The sequence below is a fragment of the Streptomyces sp. NPDC031466 genome, assembly GCF_055581265.1.
Window position 1 is genome coordinate 405,319 of record NZ_JBVIJT010000008.1, and the last position, 22,555, is coordinate 427,873.

20 protein-coding genes and 1 riboswitch are annotated in these 22,555 nt (G+C 71.7%); of the genes, 15 read left to right on the top strand and 5 right to left on the bottom strand.

Going from position 1 to position 22,555, the window contains the following annotated elements:
• Window positions 1–123 precede the first annotated feature (123 nt).
• From ACZ5GP_RS22165 to ACZ5GP_RS22180, 4 genes are all read left to right on the top strand, one after another.
• A complete protein-coding gene (locus ACZ5GP_RS22165) occupies window positions 124–1,593 on the top strand; it encodes an amino acid permease (RefSeq protein ID WP_468752462.1) in 1,470 nt (489 codons plus the stop codon).
• 10 nt (window positions 1,594–1,603) lie between these two features.
• Window positions 1,604–2,059: an Lrp/AsnC family transcriptional regulator gene (locus ACZ5GP_RS22170; protein WP_358582249.1), complete on the top strand. Its 456-nt coding sequence runs from the start codon at window positions 1,604–1,606 to the stop codon at window positions 2,057–2,059.
• Window positions 2,060–2,294: 235 nt separating this feature from the next.
• On the top strand, window positions 2,295–3,092 hold the full coding sequence (locus ACZ5GP_RS22175) for a carbon-nitrogen hydrolase family protein (protein ID WP_468752463.1): 798 nt from the start codon (window positions 2,295–2,297) through the stop codon (window positions 3,090–3,092).
• Between the two features lie 49 nt (window positions 3,093–3,141).
• Window positions 3,142–4,836, top strand: coding sequence for a flavin monoamine oxidase family protein (locus tag ACZ5GP_RS22180; protein WP_468752464.1), 1,695 nt, complete (start codon window positions 3,142–3,144; stop codon window positions 4,834–4,836).
• Between the two features lie 57 nt (window positions 4,837–4,893).
• Here ACZ5GP_RS22180 and ACZ5GP_RS22185 read toward each other — a convergent pair whose 3' ends face one another.
• The 4 genes from ACZ5GP_RS22185 to ACZ5GP_RS22200 all read right to left on the bottom strand — a co-directional run bounded on the left by ACZ5GP_RS22185 (window position 4,894) and on the right by ACZ5GP_RS22200 (window position 9,846).
• Window positions 4,894–5,601 carry a DUF5995 family protein gene (locus ACZ5GP_RS22185; protein WP_468752546.1) on the bottom strand — a complete coding sequence of 236 codons (708 nt, stop codon included), beginning with the start codon at window positions 5,599–5,601 and terminating at the stop codon, window positions 4,894–4,896.
• Window positions 5,602–5,739: 138 nt separating this feature from the next.
• Window positions 5,740–6,924 (bottom strand): Cmx/CmrA family chloramphenicol efflux MFS transporter, encoded by a 1,185-nt coding sequence (locus ACZ5GP_RS22190; RefSeq protein WP_468752465.1) that lies wholly within the window; start codon window positions 6,922–6,924, stop codon window positions 5,740–5,742.
• Between the two features lie 223 nt (window positions 6,925–7,147).
• The gene (locus tag ACZ5GP_RS22195; RefSeq protein ID WP_468752466.1) at window positions 7,148–8,551 is read right to left on the bottom strand and encodes a uracil-xanthine permease family protein; all 1,404 of its coding nucleotides are present in this window, start codon (window positions 8,549–8,551) and stop codon (window positions 7,148–7,150) included.
• Window positions 8,552–8,637: 86 nt separating this feature from the next.
• Window positions 8,638–9,846 carry an MFS transporter gene (locus ACZ5GP_RS22200; protein ID WP_468752467.1) on the bottom strand — a complete coding sequence of 403 codons (1,209 nt, stop codon included), beginning with the start codon at window positions 9,844–9,846 and terminating at the stop codon, window positions 8,638–8,640.
• Window positions 9,847–9,944: 98 nt separating this feature from the next.
• Between ACZ5GP_RS22200 and ACZ5GP_RS22205 the strand changes: the two genes are divergently transcribed.
• Window positions 9,945–11,105: an ROK family transcriptional regulator gene (locus ACZ5GP_RS22205; protein WP_468752468.1), complete on the top strand. Its 1,161-nt coding sequence runs from the start codon at window positions 9,945–9,947 to the stop codon at window positions 11,103–11,105.
• Between the two features lie 30 nt (window positions 11,106–11,135).
• Here the strand turns inward: ACZ5GP_RS22205 and ACZ5GP_RS22210 are convergent, their stop codons facing one another.
• Window positions 11,136–13,466 carry a chitinase C-terminal domain-containing protein gene (locus tag ACZ5GP_RS22210; RefSeq protein ID WP_468752469.1) on the bottom strand — a complete coding sequence of 777 codons (2,331 nt, stop codon included), beginning with the start codon at window positions 13,464–13,466 and terminating at the stop codon, window positions 11,136–11,138.
• A 267-nt stretch (window positions 13,467–13,733) separates the two neighbouring features.
• A riboswitch (FMN riboswitch) is annotated at window positions 13,734–13,864 on the top strand.
• Between the two features lie 212 nt (window positions 13,865–14,076).
• On the opposite strand from ACZ5GP_RS22210, the gene ribD reads away from it, so the two are divergent.
• The 10 genes from ribD to ACZ5GP_RS22260 all read left to right on the top strand — a co-directional run bounded on the left by ribD (window position 14,077) and on the right by ACZ5GP_RS22260 (window position 22,528).
• Entirely contained in the window at window positions 14,077–15,132 is a 1,056-nt protein-coding gene (ribD, locus tag ACZ5GP_RS22215) for a bifunctional diaminohydroxyphosphoribosylaminopyrimidine deaminase/5-amino-6-(5-phosphoribosylamino)uracil reductase RibD (protein ID WP_468752547.1), read from the top strand.
• Window position 15,133: 1 nt separating this feature from the next.
• Window positions 15,134–15,754: a riboflavin synthase gene (locus ACZ5GP_RS22220; protein ID WP_468752470.1), complete on the top strand. Its 621-nt coding sequence runs from the start codon at window positions 15,134–15,136 to the stop codon at window positions 15,752–15,754.
• 44 nt (window positions 15,755–15,798) lie between these two features.
• Window positions 15,799–16,398, top strand: coding sequence for a nicotinamide mononucleotide transporter family protein (locus ACZ5GP_RS22225; RefSeq protein WP_468752548.1), 600 nt, complete (start codon window positions 15,799–15,801; stop codon window positions 16,396–16,398).
• Window positions 16,395–17,684, top strand: a complete 1,290-nt coding sequence (locus ACZ5GP_RS22230; protein ID WP_468752471.1) for a bifunctional 3,4-dihydroxy-2-butanone-4-phosphate synthase/GTP cyclohydrolase II — start codon at window positions 16,395–16,397, stop codon at window positions 17,682–17,684. Before ACZ5GP_RS22225 ends, ACZ5GP_RS22230 begins: the two co-directional genes overlap by 4 nt.
• A gap of 49 nt (window positions 17,685–17,733) precedes the next feature.
• A complete protein-coding gene (gene ribH, locus ACZ5GP_RS22235) occupies window positions 17,734–18,219 on the top strand; it encodes a 6,7-dimethyl-8-ribityllumazine synthase (RefSeq protein WP_358582272.1) in 486 nt (161 codons plus the stop codon).
• A gap of 35 nt (window positions 18,220–18,254) precedes the next feature.
• Complete coding sequence (locus ACZ5GP_RS22240; protein ID WP_135330016.1) at window positions 18,255–18,527, top strand: phosphoribosyl-ATP diphosphatase; 273 nt, start codon at window positions 18,255–18,257, stop codon at window positions 18,525–18,527.
• 55 nt (window positions 18,528–18,582) lie between these two features.
• Complete coding sequence (hisG, locus tag ACZ5GP_RS22245; protein ID WP_358582275.1) at window positions 18,583–19,431, top strand: ATP phosphoribosyltransferase; 849 nt, start codon at window positions 18,583–18,585, stop codon at window positions 19,429–19,431.
• Between the two features lie 21 nt (window positions 19,432–19,452).
• A complete protein-coding gene (locus ACZ5GP_RS22250) occupies window positions 19,453–19,893 on the top strand; it encodes a PH domain-containing protein (protein ID WP_468752472.1) in 441 nt (146 codons plus the stop codon).
• A 206-nt stretch (window positions 19,894–20,099) separates the two neighbouring features.
• Window positions 20,100–21,443: a hemolysin family protein gene (locus ACZ5GP_RS22255; RefSeq protein ID WP_468752473.1), complete on the top strand. Its 1,344-nt coding sequence runs from the start codon at window positions 20,100–20,102 to the stop codon at window positions 21,441–21,443.
• Window positions 21,440–22,528 carry a hemolysin family protein gene (locus ACZ5GP_RS22260; RefSeq protein WP_468752474.1) on the top strand — a complete coding sequence of 363 codons (1,089 nt, stop codon included), beginning with the start codon at window positions 21,440–21,442 and terminating at the stop codon, window positions 22,526–22,528. The genes ACZ5GP_RS22255 and ACZ5GP_RS22260 overlap by 4 nt, the downstream gene beginning before the upstream one ends.
• Window positions 22,529–22,555: the final 27 nt, after the last annotated feature.

The window sequence follows — 22,555 nt, forward strand, 5'->3', positions numbered from 1 at the left end:
GGACCTTAGAGTCAGGCGCTGTACGTGGTGTGGCGGGGACTGCCTGCTCGGTGGCTCCCGTCCCAGGACGCGGATGCCACGGGTCCCCGCCGCCCTGACCGGCAGCGACGAAGGAGCCAGCGCGTGCTCGACCAAGGCGCACCCCCGCAGAACCGCCCCAGCCCCCCGGGCACCCCTGGCCTCGGCCGCCGTCTCATGCGCCGCAAGCCGGTCGAAGCCCTGGTCGCGGAGGGTGGCCAGGGCGAGGGAGGCTCGCTCCGGCGCTCCCTCGGCATGTGGCAGCTGACCATGATCAGCATCGGTGCCACCCTCGGCACCGGCATCTTCGTCGTCCTCGGCGAGAGCGTCCCCAAGGCCGGTCCCGCCGTCACCATCTCCTTCGTGATCGCCGGCCTCACCGCTCTCTTCTCCGCCCTCTCCTACGCGGAACTGGCCGGCTCCATCCCGGTCGCCGGCTCCTCGTACTCGTACGCGTACGCAACGATGGGTGAACTCATCGCCTGGGTCTGCGGCTGGTGCCTGGTCCTGGAGTACGGCGTCTCGGTCGCCGCGGTCGCGGTCGGCTGGGGCGAGTACCTGAACGAACTGCTCGACGGCACCATCGGCGTCACCATCCCCGACGCGCTCTCCGCGGCGCCCGGCGAGGTGGACGGCGCGATCATCAACCTGCCCGGCCTCATCGTCGTGCTCCTCGCCATGGTCTTCCTGCTCGGCGGCGCCAAGGAGTCGGCGACCGCCAACACGATCATGGTCATGGTGAAGATCGCCGCGCTGGTGCTCTTCTGCACCATCGGCTTCATGGGCTTCAAGTCCGGCAACTACTCCGACTTCATGCCGCTCGGCACGGCCGGTGTCAGCGCCGCCGCCGCGAGCCTGTTCTTCTCGTACATCGGCTTCGACGCCGCCTCCACCGCCGGTGAGGAGGCCAAGAACCCCCAGCGCGACCTGCCCCGCGCCATCATGCTGTCGCTGGTCATCGTCACCGCGCTGTACGTCCTGGTCGCGGCCGTCGCCGTCGGCGCCTGGAACTGGAAGGACTTCGAGGGCTCCGAGGCCACGCTCGCCGCGATCATGAACGACGTCAGCGGCCAGCACATGTGGGGCACGATCCTCGCCGCCGGCGCGGTCATCTCCATCGCGTCCGTCGTCCTGACCGTCCTCTACGGCCAGACCCGCGTCCTGTTCGCCATGTCCCGCGACGGCCTGGTCCCCAAAGTGTTCGGCAGGGTCAGCGAGAAGACCGGCACGCCCCGCGTGAACACCGTCATCGTGTCGCTGTTCTGCGGCGCGCTCGCCTCGGTCGTCCCGCTCGGCAAGCTCGTCGACGCCACCAGCATCGGCACGCTCTTCGCCTTCGGCCTGGTCAACATCGCCGTGATCGTGCTGCGCCGCACCCGCCCGGACATGCCGCGCACCTTCCGGGTGCCGCTCGGCTGGCTCTTCCCGGTGCTCGGCTTCGGATTCTGCGCGTACAACATGTTCAGTCTCGACTCCATCACCTGGACCGTGTTCGGTGTCTGGATGGCCGTCGGCCTCGTGTTCTACTTCCTGTACGGCATGAGCCGCTCCCGATTGGCCACAGCAGAGAAGTGATCCACCCCCCGTGCGACTGAACGATCTCGACGAACGCATCGTGCACGCCCTCGCCGAGGACGCCCGCCGTTCCTACGCCGACATCGGCCAGCTGGTCGGACTCTCCGCGCCCGCCGTCAAGCGGCGCGTGGACCGGCTGCGGGCCACCGGGGCCATCACGGGCTTCACGGTGCGGGTGGACCCCGCGGCGCTCGGCTGGGAGACCGAGGGGTTCATCGAGATCTACTGTCGCCGCAACACCTCGCCGGAGGCGATCCAGCGAGGACTCGAGCGCTACACCGAGATCGCGTCCGCGTCCACCGTCACGGGGGACGCGGACGCGATCGTTCAGGTCTTCGCCGCGGACATGCGGCATTTCGAGCGGGTCCTGGAGCGGATCGCGGGGGAGCCGTTCGTGGAACGGACGAAGTCCGTTCTGGTGCTTTCACCGCTGATGCGGCGTTTTTCTTCGGGGTCGCCCGCCTAGCGGGTTCGTTGCGGGTGCGGGTCCCTTGTGGCTGGTCGCGCAGTTCCCCGCGCCCCTGACGGGGCGCTCCTCGGGTCGGCTTCCAGGGGCGGGCGCAATGAATCGCCGTTTCGGCGTCCGTACGCGCAACAGATCGTGCGGCTGCCCGCAACGGTCGCGTCTTGTACCGGTGAGGTCGGCGACCGTACCGTCTAACGGACCCCACCTGCCCCTTCGTACGCCATGAGGATCAGCCATGCCTGCGCTGCGCACCGCCCTGCTCCAGAGTTCCGGGCAGCTCGGATCCGTCGCCGAGAACCTCACGGCGCTCGACGAGGCGGCCGGGCGCGCCGCCGCCCAGGGGGCCGGGCTGCTCGTGGCGCCCGAGCTGTTCCTGACCGGGTACGCGATCGGCGACGACATCGCCCGCCTCGCCGAGGCCGCGGACGGTCCCTCCGCGACGGCGATCGCCGAGATCGCGGTCCGCCACCGGGTCGGTGTCGTCTACGGCTACCCGGAGCGCGAGGGCGACGTCGTCTTCAACTCCGCGCAGCTCATCGGCCCGGACGGGGCCCGCCTCGCGAACTACCGCAAGACCCACCTCTTCGGCTGCTTCGAGCGCGACGCCTTCACCCCGGGGGAGCAGCCCGTCGTCCAGGCCGAGCTGGGCGGCGTCCGCGTCGGCCTCATGATCTGCTACGACGTGGAGTTCCCGGAGAACGTCCGCGCGCACGGCCTCGCGGGCACCGACCTGCTGGTCGTCCCCACCGCGCAGATGCACCCCTTCCAGTTCGTCGCCGAATCGGTCATCCCGGTGCGCGCCTTCGAGAACCAGATGTACGTCGCGTACGTCAACCGCGTCGGCCCCGAGGGGGAGTTCGAGTTCGTCGGGCTCTCCACGCTGGCCGGCCCCGACGGTGTGGCGCGGGCCCGCGCCGGCCGCGGCACCGAGCTGGTCGTCGGCGACGTCGACCCGGACTTCCTGCGCGCGTCCCGCGAGAGCAACCCCTACCTGCGCGACCGCCGCCCCGGCCTGTACGCGTCCCTCGTCTGAGCCCACCCCCTCACCTGACTTTTCAGTTCGTGCAAGGAGTCCGTACCCCATGACGTCCACGGTGCCCACCGCCATCCAGCACACCGACGCCCAGCCGCCGATCACCATGTTCGGCCCGGACTTCCCCTACGCGTACGACGACTTCCTCGCGCACCCCGCGGGCCTCGGCCAGATACCCGCGACCGAGCACGGCACCGAGGTCGCCGTCATCGGCGGCGGCCTGTCCGGCATCGTCGCCGCGTACGAGCTGATGAAGATGGGCCTCAAGCCCGTCGTCTACGAGGCCGACCAGATCGGCGGCCGGCTGCGCACCGTCGGCTTCGAGGGGTGCGACGCCGACCTGACCGCCGAGATGGGCGCCATGCGGTTCCCGCCCTCCTCGACGGCGCTCCAGCACTACATCGACCTGGTGGGCCTGAAGACCCGCGCGTTCCCGAACCCGCTCGCCGAGTCGACCCCCTCCACGGTCGTGGACCTCAAGGGCGAGTCGCACTACGCCGAGACCGTGGCGGACCTGCCGCAGGTCTACCGCGACGTGGCGAAGGCGTGGGCGGACTGCCTCGAGGAGGGCGCCGACTTCTCCGACATGAACCGCGCCCTGCGCGAGCGCGACGTGCCCAAGATCCGCGAGATCTGGTCGAAGCTGGTCGAGAAGCTCGACAACCAGACCTTCTACGGCTTCCTCTGCGACTCCGAGGCCTTCAAGTCCTTCCGGCACCGCGAGATCTTCGGCCAGGTCGGCTTCGGCACCGGCGGCTGGGACACCGACTTCCCGAACTCCATCCTGGAGATCCTGCGCGTCGTCTACACCGAGGCCGACGACCACCACCGCGGCATCGTCGGCGGCAGCCAGCAGCTGCCCCTGCGCCTGTGGGAGCGCGAGCCGCAGAAGATCGTGCACTGGGAGCCCGGCACCTCCCTGAAGTCGCTGCACGAGGGCGGCGAGCCCAAGCCCGCCGTGACCCGCCTGACCCGCACCGCGGGCAACCGTGTCACCGTCACCGACGCCTCCGGTGACATCCGCACCTACCAGGCGGCGATCTTCACCGCCCAGTCGTGGATGCTGCTCTCCAAGATCGAGTGCGACGACTCGCTCTTCCCCATCGACCACTGGACGGCGATGGAGCGCACCCACTACATGGAGTCCTCCAAGCTGTTCGTGCCGGTCGACCGGCCGTTCTGGCTGGACAAGGACGAGGAGACCGGCCGTGACGTCATGTCGATGACGCTCACCGACCGCATGACCCGCGGCACCTACCTCCTGGACGACGGCCCGGACAAGCCCGCCGTCATCTGCCTCTCCTACACCTGGTGCGACGACAGCCTGAAGTGGCTGCCCCTGTCGGCGAACGAGCGCATGGAGGTCATGCTCAAGTCGCTCGGCGAGATCTACCCGAAGGTCGACATCCGCAGCCACATCATCGGCAACCCGGTGACGGTCTCCTGGGAGAACGAGCCCTACTTCATGGGCGCCTTCAAGGCGAACCTGCCCGGCCACTACCGCTACCAGCGGCGCCTGTTCACCCACTTCATGCAGGACCGCCTGCCCGAGGACAAGCGCGGCATCTTCCTCGCGGGCGACGACATCTCCTGGACGGCCGGCTGGGCCGAGGGCGCGATCCAGACCGCGCTGAACGCGGTGTGGGGCGTGATGCACCACTTCGGCGGGGCCACGGACGCCACGAACCCCGGTCCGGGCGACGTGTACGACGAGATCGCGCCGGTCGAGCTGCCGGAGGACTGACCGCCGGAGGACTGACCGCCGGAGGACGGGCGAAGGGCGCGGTGGCGGCGGCCGCGCTCAGTCCGGCAGGGGGGTGAGCAGGATGCGCCCCACCAGGCCCACCGCCCCGTCCAGGCGCTGCGTGAACTCCTCGGCGACGCCGGGCAACTCCCGCAGCGCCCACAGGGTGCGGGCCGCCGCCCACGCGCCGTCGCGGGCCCGCTCCAGGCTCCAGGAGCCCGCCAGATGGGTCAGCGGATCGCTGATCTGGAGGAGGTCGGGGCCGGGCATCAGCTCCTCGCGGATGTGTTCCTCCAGCGATACGAGGATGTCGCCCACCCGGTCGAACTCGTCCTCCAGATCGGCCGGCGCGCAGCCGAGCGCACGGCAGGTGTCCAGCAGGGCGAGCGCCAGATCGTGGCCGATGTGCGCGTTGATGCCCGCGAGGGCGAACTGCAGCGGGCGTACGCCGGGATGGCGCCGGTACTGGAACAGCGGGCGCCAGCAGGCGGGCGGTGTGCGGCCGTCGGACGCGGCGTCGACGGCGGCCAGGTAACGCCGCGCGAACCGGCCCCCCAGCGTGGCCGCGGCCCGGGTGTCGGGGAAGGCGCCCAGACCGATGCTCCGCCCGACCTCCTCGGTCACCGAGAGGTAGACGCGGTGGAAGACGGCCACCCCGTCGTGCGGCGGCCAGTCGTCGCCGAGCGCGCGCATCCGTGCCAGGACGCTGTCGACCTCCGGTGTGCGCGCCGGCGGGCCGGTCGGCCCGGACCTCTGCGTCACCATGCCGTCGCCCCCGCGCTCCGGGGCCCGTGTCTGTGCGAACCGCTCCACCTGCGCCATGGGGGCAGGGTCCCAGGCCCGGCCCGACCGGGCCCTCGGCGCACCGGTCGCTTCCCCGAAACGAGGGACCCCGCCGCCCGGCTACGAGCGGGCGCCGAAGGGGGCGCCGACGCCCGCCGGGGCCCGCCGCCGCAGGACGAGTGCCACGCCTCCGGTGACCAGCGCCAGTGCCACGAGCAGCGCGCTCACCCACAGCGGTGAACGGTGGCCGAGCCCCGCCGAGATCGCCAGACCACCGGCCCAGGGACCGAACGCGCCGCCCACGTTGAAGGCGGCGGTGGCGAAGCCGCCCGACAGCTGGGGTGCGTCGCCCGCCGCGTAGAGGGCCTGCGAGATCAGCGTCGAGCCCACGCCGAAGGACAGCGCGCCCTGCACGAGGACCAGCACCACCACGGCCACCGGGTGCGCGGCGGTCACCGCGAACAGGACCCAGCCCGTCAGCAGGGCCACCATGCCGGACACCAGGAGCGGTACGGGCCGTACATCGGCGGCGCGGCCCGCCAGGGTGACCCCGGCGAACGAACCGATGCCGAAGAGCGCGAGCACCATCGGCACCCAGGCGGAGCCGAGCCCGGTGACCTCGGTGGCCAGGGGCGCGAGATAGGTGAACGTACAGAACGTCGCACCGTTCACCAGCGCGCCGAGCAGCAGGGTGACCAGCAGCCGTGGGTCACGCAGCGCGCGCAGCTCGCCGCACACGCCCGGCCCGGTGGTGTCCGGCGCCCCCCTCGGCACGGCCCGCACGATCGCGAGGACGGCGGGCACCGAGAGGAGGGCCACGGCCCAGAACGCGGAGCGCCACCCCCACACCTCGCCGAGCAGCGCACCCGCGGGCACCCCCGCGACGCAGGCGACCGTCACCCCGCCGAGCAGGGCCGATGTCGCGCGGCCCTTCGCGTCCGGCTCGACCATGGCGGTGGCGGTCACCAGGGCGACCGCGAGGAAGCCGGCGTTGGCGAGAGCGCCCACCACACGGGTGGCGAGGAGCACGGCGAAGCTCGTGGTGAGCGCGCCGACGACATGCACCAGCAAGAAGGCGACCAGGAACGCCGACAGCGCGCCGCGCCGCGAGAAACGGCGGCTCGCGACGGCCATCAGTGACGCGCCGACGATCATCCCGATGGCGAAAGCCGAGGTCAGATGGCCCGCGGACGGGATGGAGACATCCAGGTCCCGGGCGATGTCCGCCACCAGACCGGACAGCATGAACTCGGAAGTGCCTTGCGCGAAGACGGCAAGGCCGAGCAGGTAGAGGGCAAAGGGCACAGCAGGACTCCGCAACCACGAGGAAACGCCGGGATCAGGGCACGGGGCGGTGATCCGGTGGCGGCGCGGAAGTCGCGTACGGCCGAGGGGGAAGTCGCGTACGGCCGAGGTGTCAGTGCGACGGCGCGGGAAGCCACCGGAGGACCGGTGGCCGCAGTCTTGACGCCTCGGGGCTGGACATGGCGGGCACGGTAGTCAAGCGGTGCGCGCCCTGTCCACCCGATTACCGGGTCCTGTCGCTCTCGTCCGTCGCGTCGCTCTCGTCGTACGTCGACGTGCCCGCGTCCAGCAGCGGTTCCTGGGACTTGAGGTGCGGCGGGGCGAACGCGCGCAGCACGTGGTAGCCCGTGATGACGACGATCGTGCCGAGCGCGATGCCGCTCAGCTCGAAGTTGTCGGTGATCTTCAGCGAGACACCGCCGACGCCGATGATGATGCCGGCGGCGGCCGGCACGAGGTTCAGCGGATTGCGCAGGTCCACCCCGGCGTTGAGCCAGATCTGCGCGCCGAGCAGGCCGATCATGCCGTACAGGATGACGGTGATGCCGCCGAGCACCCCGCCGGGGATCGCCGCGACGACCGCGCCGAACTTGGGGCACAGCCCGAAGAGCAGCGCGAAGGCGGCCGCCGCCCAGTACGCGGCCGTGGAGTAGACGCGGGTCGCCGCCATCACGCCGATGTTCTCGGAGTACGTGGTGTTGGGCGGGCCGCCGACCGCGGTGGAGAGCATGGAGGCGGCGCCGTCGGCGGAGATCGCCGTGCCGAGCCTGTCGTCGAGGTTGTCGCCGGTCATCTCGCCGACGGCCTTGACGTGGCCCGCGTTCTCCGCGACCAGCGCGATGACGACGGGCAGCGCCACGAGGATCGCCGACCACTCGAAGCTCGGCGCGTGGAAGGAGGGCAGGCCGATCCAGTCGGCCTTGCCGACGCCGGACAGGTTCAGGCGCCAGTGGTCGACGACCTTGCCGGAGGCGTCCGCCGAGTGGATGGCGCCGAAGACCTGGTCGAAGACCCAGGAGACGGCGTAGCCGAAGACCAGGCCGAGGAAGATCGCGACACGTGACCAGAAGCCGCGCAGACACACCACGGCCAGACCGGTGAACAGCATCACCAGCAGAGCCGTCCACTGGTCCTGCGGCCAGTACGTCGAGGCGGTCACGGGCGCCAGATTGAAGCCGATCAGCATGACGACCGCGCCGGTCACGACCGGCGGCATCGCGGCGTGGATGATCCGCGCCCCGAACCTCTGCACCGCGAGCCCCACCAGGAACAGCACGGCGCCCACCACGAGGACGGCGCCGGTGACCGTCGCGCTGGAGCCGCCCTGCGCCCGGATGACCGCGGCCACGCCCACGAACGAGAGCGAACAGCCCAGGTAGCTCGGCACCCGCCCGCGCGTGGCGAGCAGGAAGATGACGGTCGCGACACCCGACATCATGATGGCGAGATTCGGGTCGAGACCCATCAGCACGGGCGCCACGAAGGACGCGCCGAACATGGCCACCACGTGCTGCGCGCCGAGCCCGAAGGTGCGCGGCCACGAGAGCCGCTCGTCGGGCCGCACGACCGCGCCGGGGGCGGGTGTACGGCCGTCGCCGTGCAGTTTCCAGCGCACGCCGAGATCCATGGTGAGTGTCGCTTTCTGTGCGCTGGACCGGGCCGCGCAGCGTCTCGCGCGTGGCCCGAAATGATCGACGCCATGTTAATGCGACGTCAGTGCGACTTCTCTCCGGTCGGCTGCGCGCTCGGGGCCGGCGCCGCTGCCCGGCCGTCCGTGCGCAGGACGCCCGCGAAGACCGCGAGGCCGAAGGCGAGCAGCGTCACCAGGCCGAACGAGACCACGAGGCTCGTCGCGTCCGCCAGCGTGCCGATCGCGGAGGGCGCGATGAGACCCGAGGTGTACGTGATGGTGGCGACGCCCGCGATGGCCTGGCTGGGGTTCGGGCCGCTGCGCCCGGCCGCGGCGAACGCCAGCGGCACCACGACGGCGATCCCGAGGCCCAGCAGGGCGAAGCCGCCCATGGCCATGACCGGATGGGTCGCGAAGACCACGAGCAGCCCGCCGAGGGCCGCGAGCACCCCGCCGGCCCGCACCGTGCGCACCGCCCCGAACCGGTCCACCACCGCGTCGCCCGCCAGCCGTGCGACGGCCATCGTGAGCGTGAAACCGGTGGTGGACGCGGCGGCGACACCGGCCGATGTGTCCAGGACGTCCCGCAGGTAGACCGCCGACCAGTCCAGGCTCGCGCCCTCCGCGAAGACCGCGCAGAAGCCCACCGCGCCGATGAGCAGCGCCGACTTGGGCGGCAGCGAGAACCGCGGCGGCGCCTCCTCCTCGGGCGCCGCCTGGAGGTCGAGCACTCCCTGGCAGGCGGCGAGGCCGAGCACCGTCAGCGCGGCGGCGGCGAGCGCGTGGTGCAGCCGGGCGTCCGAGCCCAGATGGGCGGCGACCGTGCCGGCCGCCGAGCCGATCAGGGCGCCCACGCTCCACATGCCGTGCAGGCCCGACATGATCGACTTCTGCATGCGGGTCTCGGTCTCGACGCCGAGCGCGTTCATCGCGACGTCCGACATGCCGGACGTCGCGCCGTACACGAAGAGCGCGAGGCAGAGCGTGAGCAGGTTGGGCGCGAGCGACGGCAGGATCAGCGAGAGCGTCCACAGCGCCAGCAGTCCGCGCAGCGCGTTGCGCGCGCCGAAGCGGTGGCTGATCCGGCTCGCGAGCGGCATCGCGAGGGAGGCGCCGATCGCCGGGAAGGCGAGGGCCAGGCCGAGCAGACCGGCGCTGACCGAGGCGTGCTCCTGGATCCAGGGGACCCGGGTCGCGAAGGAGCCGGTGACCGCGCCGTGCACACAGAAGACGGCGGCCACGGCGATCCGCGCGCGCCGCAGCCGCCTCTTGTCGTGGACCACTTCACCCATCACCGATCCGCCCCTCCCGAGATGTGCCCCGATACGGCGACGTAAACTATCAGGAACCCTGCCTGATAAATAGAAGCGCTCTGTGGAAGGATCGCGGCATGCCTGCCTCACCGAGGACCGCCCGGGCCATCAACGACCGGTTCGCACTGGGCCTCCTGCAGAGCGAGGGCCCCCTGACCGCGGGCCAGTTGAAGCAGCTCACCGGCCTGTCCCGGCCCTCGGTCGCCGACCTCGTCGAGCGCCTCCAGGGCGCCGGTCTCGTCACCGTCGTGGGCGAGGCGGGCGCCCAGCGGCGCGGCCCGAACGCCCGGCTCTACGGGATCGTCGCCGACCGTGCCCACCTCGCCGCGCTCGACGTGCGCACCGACGGCGTCCGCGTGGTCGTGACCGACCTGCTGGGGGCGCGGCTCGCCGAGGCCCGCGCGCCCATCGGCGGCGACACCGCCGCCGCGGTCGAAAGCGCCCTCGCGCTCGTCGAGGACGCCGTACGCGAGAGCGGGGCCCGGGGGCTGCACACCGTCGGCATGGGCGCGCCCGGCCTCATCGACCCCGCCACCGGCGAGCTGCACGACACGACGTCCCTGCCCGCCTGGCACCGCCGGCTCCCCGGCGCCCTCCAGGAGCGGCTCGGCGCGCGGGTCCTGGTGGAGAACGAGACCAACCTCGCGGCCCGCGCCGAACAGCGCGAGGGCGCCGCGCACGACCGGGACACCTTCGTGCTGCTCTGGCTCGGCGAGGGCGTGGGCGCCGCCGTCGTGCTCGACGGCGTGCTGCGCAGAGGGGCCTCCGGCGGCACGGGCGAGATCGGCTTCCTGCCGGTGCCGGGCACGGGCTCGCTGCCCTCCGCCACCGGCTGCGAGGGCGGTTTCCACTCGCTGGCCTGCGCCGCCGCGCTGCGGGAACTCGGCGCGGAGCACGGCCTGTCCGGCCCCGGCCTGACCGCCGCCGACGTGGTGCACCGTGCCGTCGGGACCGGTGCGGACGCCTTCCTGGACGCCGTCGCGGACCGGGTCGCCGTCGGCGCCGCCGCGATGGCCGCGATCCTGGACCCCGGCTGCGTGGTGCTGGGCGGCGAGGTGGGCCGCGCGGGCGGCGCCGCGCTCGCCGAGCGGGTCACCGACCGCGTCACCGCCATGTCGCCCCTGCGCACCGAGGTCCGGGCGAGCGTCCTCGGCGACTCGGCGGTGTCGCGCGGCGCGCTGCTCGCCGCCCGCGACGCGGCCCAGGACGAACTGTTCGGCCCGCCGCCCGGCCGGTGAGGCGGGGCGGCGGGCCGGGTCGAGCGGCGGTCAGCAGGCGCCGAGGTCCTGCCAGACGCCCCACTGACCGCCGGCGCCGGGCTCATCGCCCTTCGTCCACCACTTCGCCTTCCAGGTGTGCGCCTTGTGCGAGACGGTCGTCCCGGAGCCGTACTCGGATGACGAACTCCAGGCCGGGGCCGTGCACGCGCCGGGCTGCGGCGGGTCCGTCGGCCCCGGCGGGTCGGTGGGGCCGGTGCCCGTGCCCGGCTCGACGACCGTGGTGCCGCGCGCCAGGTCGCCGGTGAGCGCGTACGTCGTGCCGCTGATGTTCACCGTCCAGTTCCACGGGGTCGACACCGGCAGGTAGTAGTTGAACGACAGGTCCACCGAGGCGCCCGGGGCCAGCGACTGCCAGGCGGGCAGCTTCAGCGAGACCCGGTGGAAGTCGCCCTTCAGACCGCCGACGTTGCTTCCGGTGTGCTCGCTGCTGACCACCTTCGTGCCGAAGCCCGACTGGTCGGAGGCGTTGCCCGGGGCCGAGGTGGCGTAGTCGAACTGGAACTCCGTACCGCCCGGCAGTGCTGTCTTCGTGTTGTTGGTGATCTTCACCTTGGGCGTGATCGGGTAGTTGGAGTCACCGAGCTTGAAGTCCCCGAACTCCACGCCGATGTCGACGGCCTTGGCGGGCATCTCCTTGTTCGCGACCTTCGCGCCGTACGGCTTCGCGGCCTTGAACTTGTCGTGCATCAGCGAGGTGAGCGTGTCGCCCATCTCGTACTGGCCCTTGGCCGCGTTCCAGCGGTAGTCGCCCGCCATCTCCCAGACCATCGTGCCGCCGATGCCCCGGTCGACCACGTAGTCGGCCTTCTTCGCCACCGACTCCTCGTCCTCCGTGGACAGGAAGACCTTCTTCTCCGCGTTCCACAGCCACGGCGCGACCAGCGAGGAGCTGTACTTGCGGGCGTAGGTGCCGGTCAGCTTGGTGTCCGCGGGGAAGCCGTACTTGGTGACGTAGTCGCCGACGATCCCCTTCTCCAGGTTCTTGGCGTGCCACATCGGGTTGGAGCCCGCCGGGGACTCCTTGCCGTTGTCGTCCTTGTCGTGCCACAGGTTGTCGATGCCGACCGCGCCGTCACCGCACTTGGTCAGGCCCGAACCGGCCGGACACGTGCTCGCCGCCGCCTTGCCCCACAGTCCGTCGGTGCCGCCCTGCACGTTCTTGTGGCCGCGCGTGTAGTACGGCAGGCCGATGTTGATCCGCCCCGCGGGCATCGAGCCGCGGAAGTAGTGGTAGGCCCAGTCGGTGTTCAAGTAGCCGATGTCGCCGTACTGCTGGCTGCCGTAGACGCCCGCCGCCGCGAGTTCCGCGTCCTTGCCGTCGTCGAAGAGCGAGGCGTTCGGACCGACGTACTCGTTCCAGGCGCCGTGCAGGTCGTAGGACATGATGTTGACGTAGTCCAGGTACTTCTGGACCTGGAAGGTCTCCATGCCGCGCAGCAGATAGCCGGACGAGGGCGCCGCCACGGTCAGCATGTAGTGCCTGCCGTCCGCCGCGCCCGCCCTGTCGAGCTTCTCGCGCAGGGACTTCATCAGCGCCGCGTAGCCCTTGACCAGGCCGCCGCGCCGGGCGTTGGAGATCGGGAAGTCGGCCGGGTGGCCCGCGTCCTTCATCGAGGTCGGGTACTCGTAGTCGATGTCGACGCCGTTGAAGCCGTACTTCTTTATGAAGGCGACCGCTGAGTCGGCGAAGGTGTCGATGCCCGCCTGGTTGACCGAGCCGTCGGCGTTGGTCGCCATCGAGTAGAAGCCGCCGGACTTCACGCGCTCACCGTCGTCGCCGAAGTAACCGCCCGTCTCGGCCCAGCCGCCCACGGAGATGAGCGTCTTGACGTCCGGGTGCTGCTTCTTGAACTTGTTGAGCAGGTTGAAGTGGCCCTTGTACGGCAGCGCGGGGTCCATCTCGGCGCCCGCGACGCCCGGCCAGGTCATGCCGGTGGCGGCGTTCTTCTCGCCGTCGGAGCCCACGGAGAGCTTGTTGGCCTTGTCGATGTGCCCGAAGGCGTAGTTGACGTGGGTGACCTTCTCCCACGGGATGTCGGAGGCGAGGTAGGCGGGCTCGCCGTTCTTGCCGGTGCGCCAGCCGGTGAAGTAGCCGATGACCCGGCGCTGGTGGTCGGCGCCCATCTTCTCGCGGCCGGCGCTGTCGTACACGGAGCAGTAGGGGACGTCGACACCGGGCGTCCGGTAGAGGCCGTCGGGGCGGCAGGACGCGTCGTCGGCGGCGTGCGAGACGCCTCCGGACACCATGCCGAGCAGCATTCCGGCGACGGCGACGCCGGTGGCGAGCACGGTGGATCTCGCGCGGTCGAGGGACGGCAAGGGGGCCTCCAGGGGCACGGTGGAACGCGGACGGGCGGAACAGCACAGCCGGTACAGAGGTGGAACGGTCTGGGGCCCGGCGTGCGCACACCGTCGGCTCCGGCTCCTGGGAGGTGACGCAGAGATTAAGAGGACTAGACCAGTCGGTCAATAGGTCTGGACCAAGTTGTTGAACGCAAGATCGATGGCCGTCCCTGTGAGCCAGCCCACAGCCGGTCACTCGCCTGGCCCACGATCAGGCGTGGCACACTGGCCTCGTACCACAAGCAGCGCACTCCGGGGTCGGTGTAATTCCGAACCGGCGGTTACAGTCCGCGACCCGGCCGCCTCCAGCGGTCGGTTGACCAGGTGAAATTCCTGGACCGACGGTGAAAGTCCGGATGGGAGGCAGTGCGCGGCGGGCGGGCATCTTGTGCACGCCGCCGACTTGGCTTGTTCCTGGCCTCGGTCAGGGGCGGTTCCTGGGACCTCCCGGGGACAGGTCTCTTTCGGCGACGACGTGTCTGTGGATGCCGTTGCCCGTACGTGTCGTCGCCATCGACAGCCCCGGAGTCCGTGCCCGAAGAGGCAGGAGGACCCGGTGGCCACCGCCGTAGCCGAAGCAGCCGCCATGCGGCGCGCCGTCGAGCTCGCAGCGCTCGGTCTCGGAGCCACGAGCCCCAACCCCGTCGTCGGCTGCGTCGTGCTCGACGCGTCCGGCGAGGTCGCGGGCGAGGGCTGGCACCAGCGCGCGGGCGGCCCGCACGCCGAGGTCAACGCCCTGCGCGCGGCCGGCGAGCGGGCCCGCGGCGGCACCGCGCTCGTCACCCTGGAGCCCTGCAACCACACCGGCCGTACCGGCCCCTGCGCGCAGGCCCTCATCGACGCCGGGATCGCCCGCGTCGTCTACGCCGTCGGCGACCCCACCCCCACCGCGACCGGCGGCGCGCGGACGCTCCGTACGGCCGGCATCTCCGTCGAAGCCGGCCTGCTCGAAGCGGAGGCCGCGCGGGGCAACGCCGCCTGGCTCACCTCCGTACGCCTCGGCCGCCCCCACGTCACCTGGAAGTACGCCGCCTCGCTGGACGGCAGGATCGCCGCCGCCGACGGTTCGAGCCGCTGGATCACCTCCGCCGACTCCCGCGCCGACGTGCACCGGCTGCGCGCCGAGAGCGACGCCGTCGTCGTCGGCTCCGGCACCCAGCGCGCCGACGACCCGCACCTCGCCGTGCGGGACGTGGCGGGCGCCGTCCAGCCGCTGCGCGTCGTCGTCGACACCCGGGGCACCGCCGTCACGCCGGGTGCCCGCGTCCTGGACGGCGCGGCGCCGACCCTGATCGCCGTGGCCGAGGACGCCCGCCCCCGGCACGGCGCCGAGACCGTCCGGCTCCCGCGCACCCAGCACGGTCTGGACATCCCGGCCCTCCTCGACGTCCTCCACGGGCGCGGAGTGCGCTCCGTGCTCCTCGAAGGCGGCCCGACCCTCGCCGGCGCCTTCGTCGCCGCCGGAGCCCTCGACCGCGTCGTCGCCTACCTCGCCCCCGTCCTGCTGGGCGCGGGCCCCACCGCCCTGACCGGTGGCGGAATCACCACCATCACCGAAGCGTTGCGGCTCGACGTGAGCGAGACCGTCCGCCTCGGACCCGACCTGCGCATCACCGCGACCCCCGTAGCGAAGGAGCACTGACGTGTTCACCGGAATCGTCGAAGAGCTGGGCGAGATCACCGCCGTCGAGAACCTCCCCGACGCGTCCCGGTTCCGCCTGCGCGGCCCCGTGGTCACCGAAGGGGCGCGCCACGGCGACTCCATCGCCGTCAACGGCGTGTGTCTGACGGTCGTGGAGCACGAGGGCGACGAATTCACCGCCGACGTCATGGCGGAGACCCTGAAGCGCTCCAGCCTCGGCGCGCTCACGGTCGGCTCCCGCGTCAACCTGGAGCGCCCCACCTCGGTCGGCGCGCGCCTCGGCGGGCACATCGTGCAGGGCCACGTCGACGGCACCGGCGAGATCCTGGAGCGCGAGCCCTCCGAGAACTGGGAGATCGTCAAGGTCTCCCTGCCCGCCGACCTCTCCCGCTACGTCGTGGAGAAGGGCTCCGTCACGGTCGACGGCGTCAGCCTCACCGTCGTCGACGCGGGCCCCGACTTCTTCACCGTCAGCCTGATCCCCACCACCCTCGCGCTGACCACCCTCGGCATCAAGCAGCCCGGCGACCCGGTCAACGTCGAGGTCGACATCATCGCCAAGTACGTGGAGCGCCTCCTCGGTGACCGCGCCCACGCCCCCGGTCGGGAGGCCACCAAGTGAACTGGCTCAACAGCGAGGCCTTCACGGCCTTCGACCAGCACATCATGTGGTCCGACATGATCGGCAACACCGTCGGCCTCATCGCCCTCGCCCTCGGCTGGCGACGCTCGATATGGACCTGGCCCGCCCAGTTCCTGTCCGGCGTCATCCTCGTCGCCGCGTACGCCGCCGCGGAGCTGTCCGGCGGCGTCGGCAAGCAGTTCCTCGTCATCGGCGTCGCGCTGTGGGGCTGGCGGCAGTGGACGCGCGGCAAGCAGCAGGCGCAGGACGGCTCCATCGCCATCCGGTTCGCGAGCTGGAAGGAGCGGGGGATCCTGCTCGGCGGCACCGCCGTCGGCACGCTGGCCGTCGGCGCCCTGTTCACCGCCGTGCCCTCGCTGTCCTGGAACCCCTGGCCGGACGCCTACATCTTCGTCGGCACGCTCGCCGCGATGGTCGCCCAGGCACGCGGCCTCGTCGAGTTCTGGTTCGCCTGGCTGCTCGTGGACGTCGTGGGCGTGCCCCTCGCCTTCAGCAGCGGCCTGGCCTTCTCCGGCCTCGTCTACGTCGTCTACCTCGCCCTCGTCCTGTGGGGCATGCGCGACTGGTGGCTGCGCTCCCGCGCGGCGGCCTCCCAGCACGTCATCGAAGGAGCCCCGGCATGACCACGGCACCTGTCCGGTACAGCACGGACGACGTCGAGGACCTGTCCCTCGACCCCGTCGAGCAGGCCATCCGCGACATCGCCGCGGGCCGCCCCGTCGTCGTCGTCGACGACGAGGACCGCGAGAACGAGGGCGACCTCGTCGTCGCCGCCGAGATGGCGACCCCCGAGATCGTCGCCTTCATGATGAGCGAGTGCCGTGGCCTGATCTGCGCGCCCATGGAGGCCGAGGAACTCGACCGGCTGCGCCTGCCGCAGATGGTCGAGAACAACACCGAGTCGATGAGCACGGCCTTCACCGTCTCCGTCGACGCCTCCGCCGCCCACGGCGTGAGCACCGGCATCTCCGCCGCCGACCGCGCCACCACCCTCCAACTGCTCGCCCGCGGGACGGCCGCCGCCGACGACTTCGTGCGGCCCGGCCACATCTTCCCGCTGCGCGCCCGCTCCGGCGGCGTGCTCGCCCGCGACGGCCACACCGAGGCCGCCGTCGACCTCGCCCGCCTCGCGGGCCTGCGCCCCGCCGGCGCCATCGTGGAGATCGCGGGCGAGGACGGCAAGATGCTCCGCCTGCCGGAGCTGATCCCCTTCGCCCGCAAGCACGGACTGACGATCATCTCCATCGCGGACCTGATCGCCTACCGCCGCTCCAGCGAGCCCACCGTCCGCCGCGAGGCCGAGGTCAAGCTGCCCACCGCCTTCGGCGACTTCACCGCCTACGGCTACCGCTCCACCGTCGACGGCGTCGAGCACGTCGCCCTCGTGCACGGCGAGCTCGGCGAGGGCGAGGACGTCCTGGCCCGGCTCCACTCCGAGTGCCTGACCGGCGACGTCTTCCACTCCCTGCGCTGCGACTGCGGCCCGCAGCTGGAGGAGTCCATGCGGCGCATCACCGAGGAAGGACGCGGCGTCCTCGTCTACCTCCGCGGCCACGAGGGGCGCGGCATCGGCCTGCTCTCCAAACTGCGGGCCTACGAACTCCAGGAGCGCGGCAGCGACACCCTCGACGCCAATTTGGAGCTGGGTCTGCCCGCCGACGCCCGGGACTACGGCGCGGGCGCGCGGATCCTGGACGACCTCGGGGTGCGCAGCGTCCGCCTGATGACCAACAACCCCGACAAGACCGACGCCGTCCTGCGGCACGGCCTGCGGATCACCGCACGGGAGCCGATGCCCGTCACGGCCGGCGAGCACAACCTCCGCTACCTGCGCACCAAGCGGGACCGGATGGGCCACGACCTGCCCTGGCTGGACACCCCCGGCGTCTCGCCCTGCGGCAACCAGTAAGCACCCCTACTTTCCACGACTGCTGTCAACGGACCCGAAGGAGAAGCACGTGAGCGGCAAGGGCGCACCCGAACTGAGTGTGAAGAACTGCGGAGACCTGCGGGTCGCGGTGATCGCCGCGCAGTGGCACGAGAAGGTCATGGACGGCCTCGTGAACGGCGCCCTGCGCGCCCTCGGCGAGCTGGGCATCAGCGAGCCGACCGTCCTGCGCGTGCCGGGCAGCTTCGAGCTGCCGGTCGTCGCGAAGGTCCTCGCCGGACGCGGCTACGACGCGATCGTGGCGCTCGGCGTCGTCATCCGCGGCGGCACCCCGCACTTCGAGTACGTGTGCCAGGGCGTCACCCAGGGCCTCACCCAGGTCTGCGTGGACACCGGCGTCCCCATCGGCTTCGGCGTGCTGACCTGCGACACCGAGGAGCAGGCCCTCGACCGCGCGGGCATCGAGGGCTCCCGCGAGGACAAGGGGCACGAAGCGGTCACCGCGGCCGTGGCCACCGCGACCACGCTGCGCACCGTCTCCGAGCCCTGGCGCTGAGGGGCGCCCCCCGGGCGCGTAGAGTGAACGGCATCATGTCCAAGAAGACTTTCGAGGAGCTCTTCGCCGAGCTCCAGCACAAGGCCGCCAACGGCGACCCCGCGACCTCCCGCACCGCCGAGCTGGTCGACAAGGGCGTCCATGCCATCGGCAAAAAGGTCGTCGAGGAGGCCGCCGAGGTCTGGATGGCCGCCGAGCACGAGGGCAAGGAAGCCGCCGCCGAGGAGATCTCGCAGCTGCTCTACCACGTCCAGGTGATGATGGTCGCCCGCGGCATCTCCCTCGACGACGTCTACGCCCACCTCTGAGCCGCACGTCATCCGAGCCGGCTCAACACCCCTTCACGCAAAGGAATCCGACCTCATGCTGCGCATCGCCGTCCCCAACAAGGGTTCACTGTCCGGACCTGCGTCGGCGATGCTCCATGAGGCCGGCTACCAGCAGCGCAAGGAGTCGAAGGAACTCGTCCTCGTCGACCCCGAGAACGAGGTCGAGTTCTTCTACCTCCGGCCCAAGGACATCGCGATCTACGTCTCGGCGGGCAGGCTGGACATCGGCATCACCGGCCAGGACCTGCTGGTCGACTCCGGGGCGAACGCCGAGGTGATCCTGCCGCTCGGCTTCGCCCGCTCCACCTTCCGCTTCGCCGCCAAGCCGGGCACCGCCCACGGCATCGAGGACCTCGCCGGCAAGACCGTCGCCACCTCCTACGAGGGCATCGTCGCCAAGCACCTCGCGGACCACGGCGTCGACGCCTCCGTCGTCCACCTCGACGGCGCCGTCGAGACCGCCATCGAACTGGGCGTCGCCCAGGTCATCGCGGACGTCGTGGAAACCGGCACCTCCCTGCGCAACGCCGGCCTGGAGGTCTTCGGCGAGCCGATCATGAAGTCCGAGGCGGTCGTCATCCGGCGCGCCGGCGCCGACGGCGACGACGACAAGGTGCAGCAGTTCCTGCGCCGCCTCCAGGGCGTCCTGGTCGCCCGGTCGTACGTGATGATGGACTACGACTGCCGCGCCGAGCACCTGGAGCGGGCCGTCGCCCTCACCCCGGGCCTCGAATCGCCGACGATCTCCCCGCTGCACAACGAGGGCTGGGTGGCCGTGCGCTCCATGGTCCCCGCCAAGGAGGCGCAGCGCGTCATGGACGACCTGTACGCCCTCGGCGCGCGGGCCATCCTGACCACCGCCATCCACGCCTGCCGTCTCTGAACCGGCCGGAGCCCGCACCTCATGTCCGACCTTCCCGCCCTGCCCGTCACCTTCCGCCCCAAGCGGACCCGGGTCGTCATGCTCACCGCCGGGGCCGCGATGTTCGTGGTCCTCACGGTGATCGCCCTGCTGCTGCCCCACCTCAGCGCGGGGGAGCGGACCAGCTTCGTGTTCACCGGCGCGCTGCTCTTCGGCGTGCTCATGCTGCTCAGCAGGCCCAAGGTGGTCGCCGACGAGTCCGGCGTGACCGTCGTCAACATCGCGACCAGCAGGCGCCTGGCCTGGGCCGAGATCATCCAGGTCACCCTGCGCCCCGGCGACCCCTGGGTGTTCTTGAACCTCAGCGACGGCACCAGCCTGCCCGCCCTGGGCATCCAGCCCGGCATCGCCAGGCAGCAGGCCATCGCCGACTCCCGGGCCCTGCGCGCGCTCGTGGACGCCCGCACACCGCCGGGCGACTGACATCGCGCGCAGTGTCTTGACGTTCTGATTAATCTGGTGGCGGGGCACGCAAGGTATGCCGCCCCGCCCCTGCCGGGCCCGCCTCGGCCCCAGGGGCTCCTGCTACCCGAGGAGTGACACCCTCCGGCGATGGACGGATCGTCCTGTAGTACCTGCGCCGCCCTCTCCCGACACACCGGGAACCGAACGACCGGAGGGGCGGCGGCATGACAGTCCCCTTGCTCCTCCTCGCGGCGGCATTCCTGCTGATTCTCGCCAACGGCTTCTTCGTGGCGGCCGAGTTCGGTCTCGTCACCGTCGAGCGGCCCGACGCGGAGAAGGCCGCGGCCGACGGCGACCGCCGGGCCCGCACGGTCGTCAGTGCCCTCAAGGAGCTGTCCTTCCAGCTCTCCGGCACCCAGCTCGGCATCACCATCACCTCGCTCGTCGTCGGCATGCTCGCCGAACCGGCCCTCGCCCACCTGCTCGCGGGCCCGTTCACGGCGCTAGGCGTCCCCGCGGGCGCCGTCGGCGGGGTCTCCGTGATCGTCGGCATGCTGCTCGCCTCCGCCGTGCAGATGGTCGTCGGCGAACTGGTGCCCAAGAACTGGGCGGTCTCCAGGCCGCTGCAGGTCGCGCGGTTCGTCGCGGGCCCGCAGCACGCCTTCTCGCGGCTCTTCCGGCCCGTGATCGCCCTCCTGAACGCCGTGGCCAACCGGCTGGTGCGCGCCCTCGGCGTCGAACCCGCCGATGAACTCGCCTCGGCCCGCACCCCCGGCGAACTGGTCTCCCTGGCCCGCCACTCGGCCCGGGCCGGCGCCCTGGAGCAGGACACCGCCGACCTGTTCGTACGCACCCTCTCCCTCGGCGAGCTGACCGCGCAGCACGTCATGACGCCGCGCGTGAAGGTCAGCGCGCTCCAGTCGTCGGCGACCGCCGAGGACGTGGTCAACCTGACACGCGCCACCGGCCTGTCCCGCTTCCCCGTCTACCGCGAGCGGATCGACGAGATCGTCGGCATGGTGCACCTCAAGGACGCCCTCGCGGTGCCCGCGCACGAGAGGCTGCGCACTCCGGTGAGCCGCATCGCCCAGTCCCCGCTCCTGGTCCCCCAGACCCTCCCCGTGCAGCCCCTTTTGGGACGGCTGCGCAGCGAGCAGCCCATCGCGGTCGTCGTCGACGAGTACGGCGGCACGGCCGGGGTGGTCACCCTGGAGGACATCGTCGAGGAGCTGGTCGGCGAGGTGCGCGACGAGCACGACCTGCACGACCTGCCCGAGCTGTGCGCGGCGCCGCCCGAGGACGGCAGACCCGCGTGGGACGCCGACGGCGGCTGCCGTGTCGACACCTTGCAGCGCATAGGCCTCGACGTGCCCGAGGGGCCCTACGAAACCGTCGCGGGCCTCGTCGCCGACCTGCTCGGACGCATCCCGGCCCCCGGTGACCGCGCCGAACTCCCGGGCTGGCGGCTCTCGGTGCGCCAGGTCGGGCACAACCGGGCCGAGCGGGTCAGGATCGCCGTGACGGCGGACGCCCCGCTCGCCGCGAGCGCCGCGGAGGCGAGCCGATGAGCCTGCTGCAACTCCTCTTCGCCGTGCTCCTGGTGCTCACCAACGGCTTCTTCGTCGGCGCCGAGTTCGCGCTGGTGTCCGTGCGCCGCAGTCAGATCGAGCCCCTGGGGACCAAGCGGTCCCGCCAGGTCCTGCACGGCCTCGAACACCTGCCGCAGATGATGGCGGCCGCGCAGTTCGGCATCACCGTCTGCTCCCTGACGCTCGGCGCCGTCGCCGAGCCGACCGTCGCGCACCTCCTGGAGCCGCTCTTCCACGCGGTCCACCTGCCCGAGGGCATGGTCCATCCCCTGGGCTATGTGATCGCGCTCGCGGTCGTCGTCTTCCTGCACCTCGTCGTCGGCGAGATGCTCCCGAAGAACCTCGCGATGGCGGCGCCCGAGAAGACCGCGCTCTGGTTCAGCCCGGGCCTGGTCGCCTTCGCCCGGCTGTGCCGGCCGGTGACGGCGGCCCTCGGGGCGTGCGCGCGCCTCGTCCTGAGGCTCTTCCGGGTGGAGCCCAGGGACGAGGTCGAGGCGGTCTTCACCAGCGAGCAGCTCAACCGCCTCGTGGAGGACTCCGGCCAGGCGGGCCTGCTCGACCCCGAGGAGCAGGAGCGCCTGGAGGACGCCCTGGAACTGGGCTCGCGCCCGGTGACGGACGTCCTGCTCGACCGTGCCTCCCTGGTGAGCGTCGACGCCTCGGTCACCCCGGGCCAGGTCATCGACCTCACCGGGCGCACCGGGTACTCCCGCTTCCCGATCCAGGCGCAGAACGGCGCGTTCATGGGCTACCTCCACGTCAAGGACGTACTGGACCTGGAGGAGACCGACCGGGCGGTGCCGCAGCAGGTCTGGCGCCCGATGACCACGCTGCGGGCGGAACTGCCGCTGGACGACGCCCTGACCGTGATGCGCCGCGCCGCGACCCATCTGGCGCAGGTCGCCGACGCCTCGGGCAAGGTGCTCGGCCTGGTCGCCCTGGAGGACGTCCTGGAACTCCTGGTCGGCAAGGTCCGCGACCCCGCGCACCGCGTCACCGTGCCCCGCAGGGCCAAGGACACCAAGGGGGCCCGCGAGAAGCTCGACGGCGCCCTCGTCGGCTGACCCGGCTCACCGGTGGGCGGCGGGCCG

Bases quoted from the DNA above. Each gene is read 5' to 3' on its own strand.
- ACZ5GP_RS22195 (WP_468752466.1), bottom strand. From the start codon at position 8,551: ATGGATCTCGGCGTGCGCTGGAAACTGCACGGCGACGGCCGTACACCC.
- ACZ5GP_RS22240 (WP_135330016.1), top strand. From the start codon at position 18,255: ATGTCCAAGAAGACTTTCGAGGAGCTCTTCGCCGAGCTCCAGCACAAG.
- ACZ5GP_RS22260 (WP_468752474.1), top strand. From the start codon at position 21,440: ATGAGCCTGCTGCAACTCCTCTTCGCCGTGCTCCTGGTGCTCACCAAC.
- ACZ5GP_RS22185 (WP_468752546.1), bottom strand. From the start codon at position 5,601: ATGGTGACGCAGAGGTCCGGGCCGACCGGCCCGCCGGCGCGCACACCG.
- ACZ5GP_RS22225 (WP_468752548.1), top strand. From the start codon at position 15,799: ATGTGGTCCGACATGATCGGCAACACCGTCGGCCTCATCGCCCTCGCC.
- ACZ5GP_RS22230 (WP_468752471.1), top strand. From the start codon at position 16,395: ATGACCACGGCACCTGTCCGGTACAGCACGGACGACGTCGAGGACCTG.
- ACZ5GP_RS22255 (WP_468752473.1), top strand. From the start codon at position 20,100: ATGACAGTCCCCTTGCTCCTCCTCGCGGCGGCATTCCTGCTGATTCTC.
- ACZ5GP_RS22200 (WP_468752467.1), bottom strand. From the start codon at position 9,846: ATGGGTGAAGTGGTCCACGACAAGAGGCGGCTGCGGCGCGCGCGGATC.
- ACZ5GP_RS22205 (WP_468752468.1), top strand. From the start codon at position 9,945: ATGCCTGCCTCACCGAGGACCGCCCGGGCCATCAACGACCGGTTCGCA.
- ACZ5GP_RS22250 (WP_468752472.1), top strand. From the start codon at position 19,453: ATGTCCGACCTTCCCGCCCTGCCCGTCACCTTCCGCCCCAAGCGGACC.
- ACZ5GP_RS22180 (WP_468752464.1), top strand. From the start codon at position 3,142: ATGACGTCCACGGTGCCCACCGCCATCCAGCACACCGACGCCCAGCCG.
- hisG (WP_358582275.1), top strand. From the start codon at position 18,583: ATGCTGCGCATCGCCGTCCCCAACAAGGGTTCACTGTCCGGACCTGCG.
- ACZ5GP_RS22175 (WP_468752463.1), top strand. From the start codon at position 2,295: ATGCCTGCGCTGCGCACCGCCCTGCTCCAGAGTTCCGGGCAGCTCGGA.
- ribD (WP_468752547.1), top strand. From the start codon at position 14,077: ATGCGGCGCGCCGTCGAGCTCGCAGCGCTCGGTCTCGGAGCCACGAGC.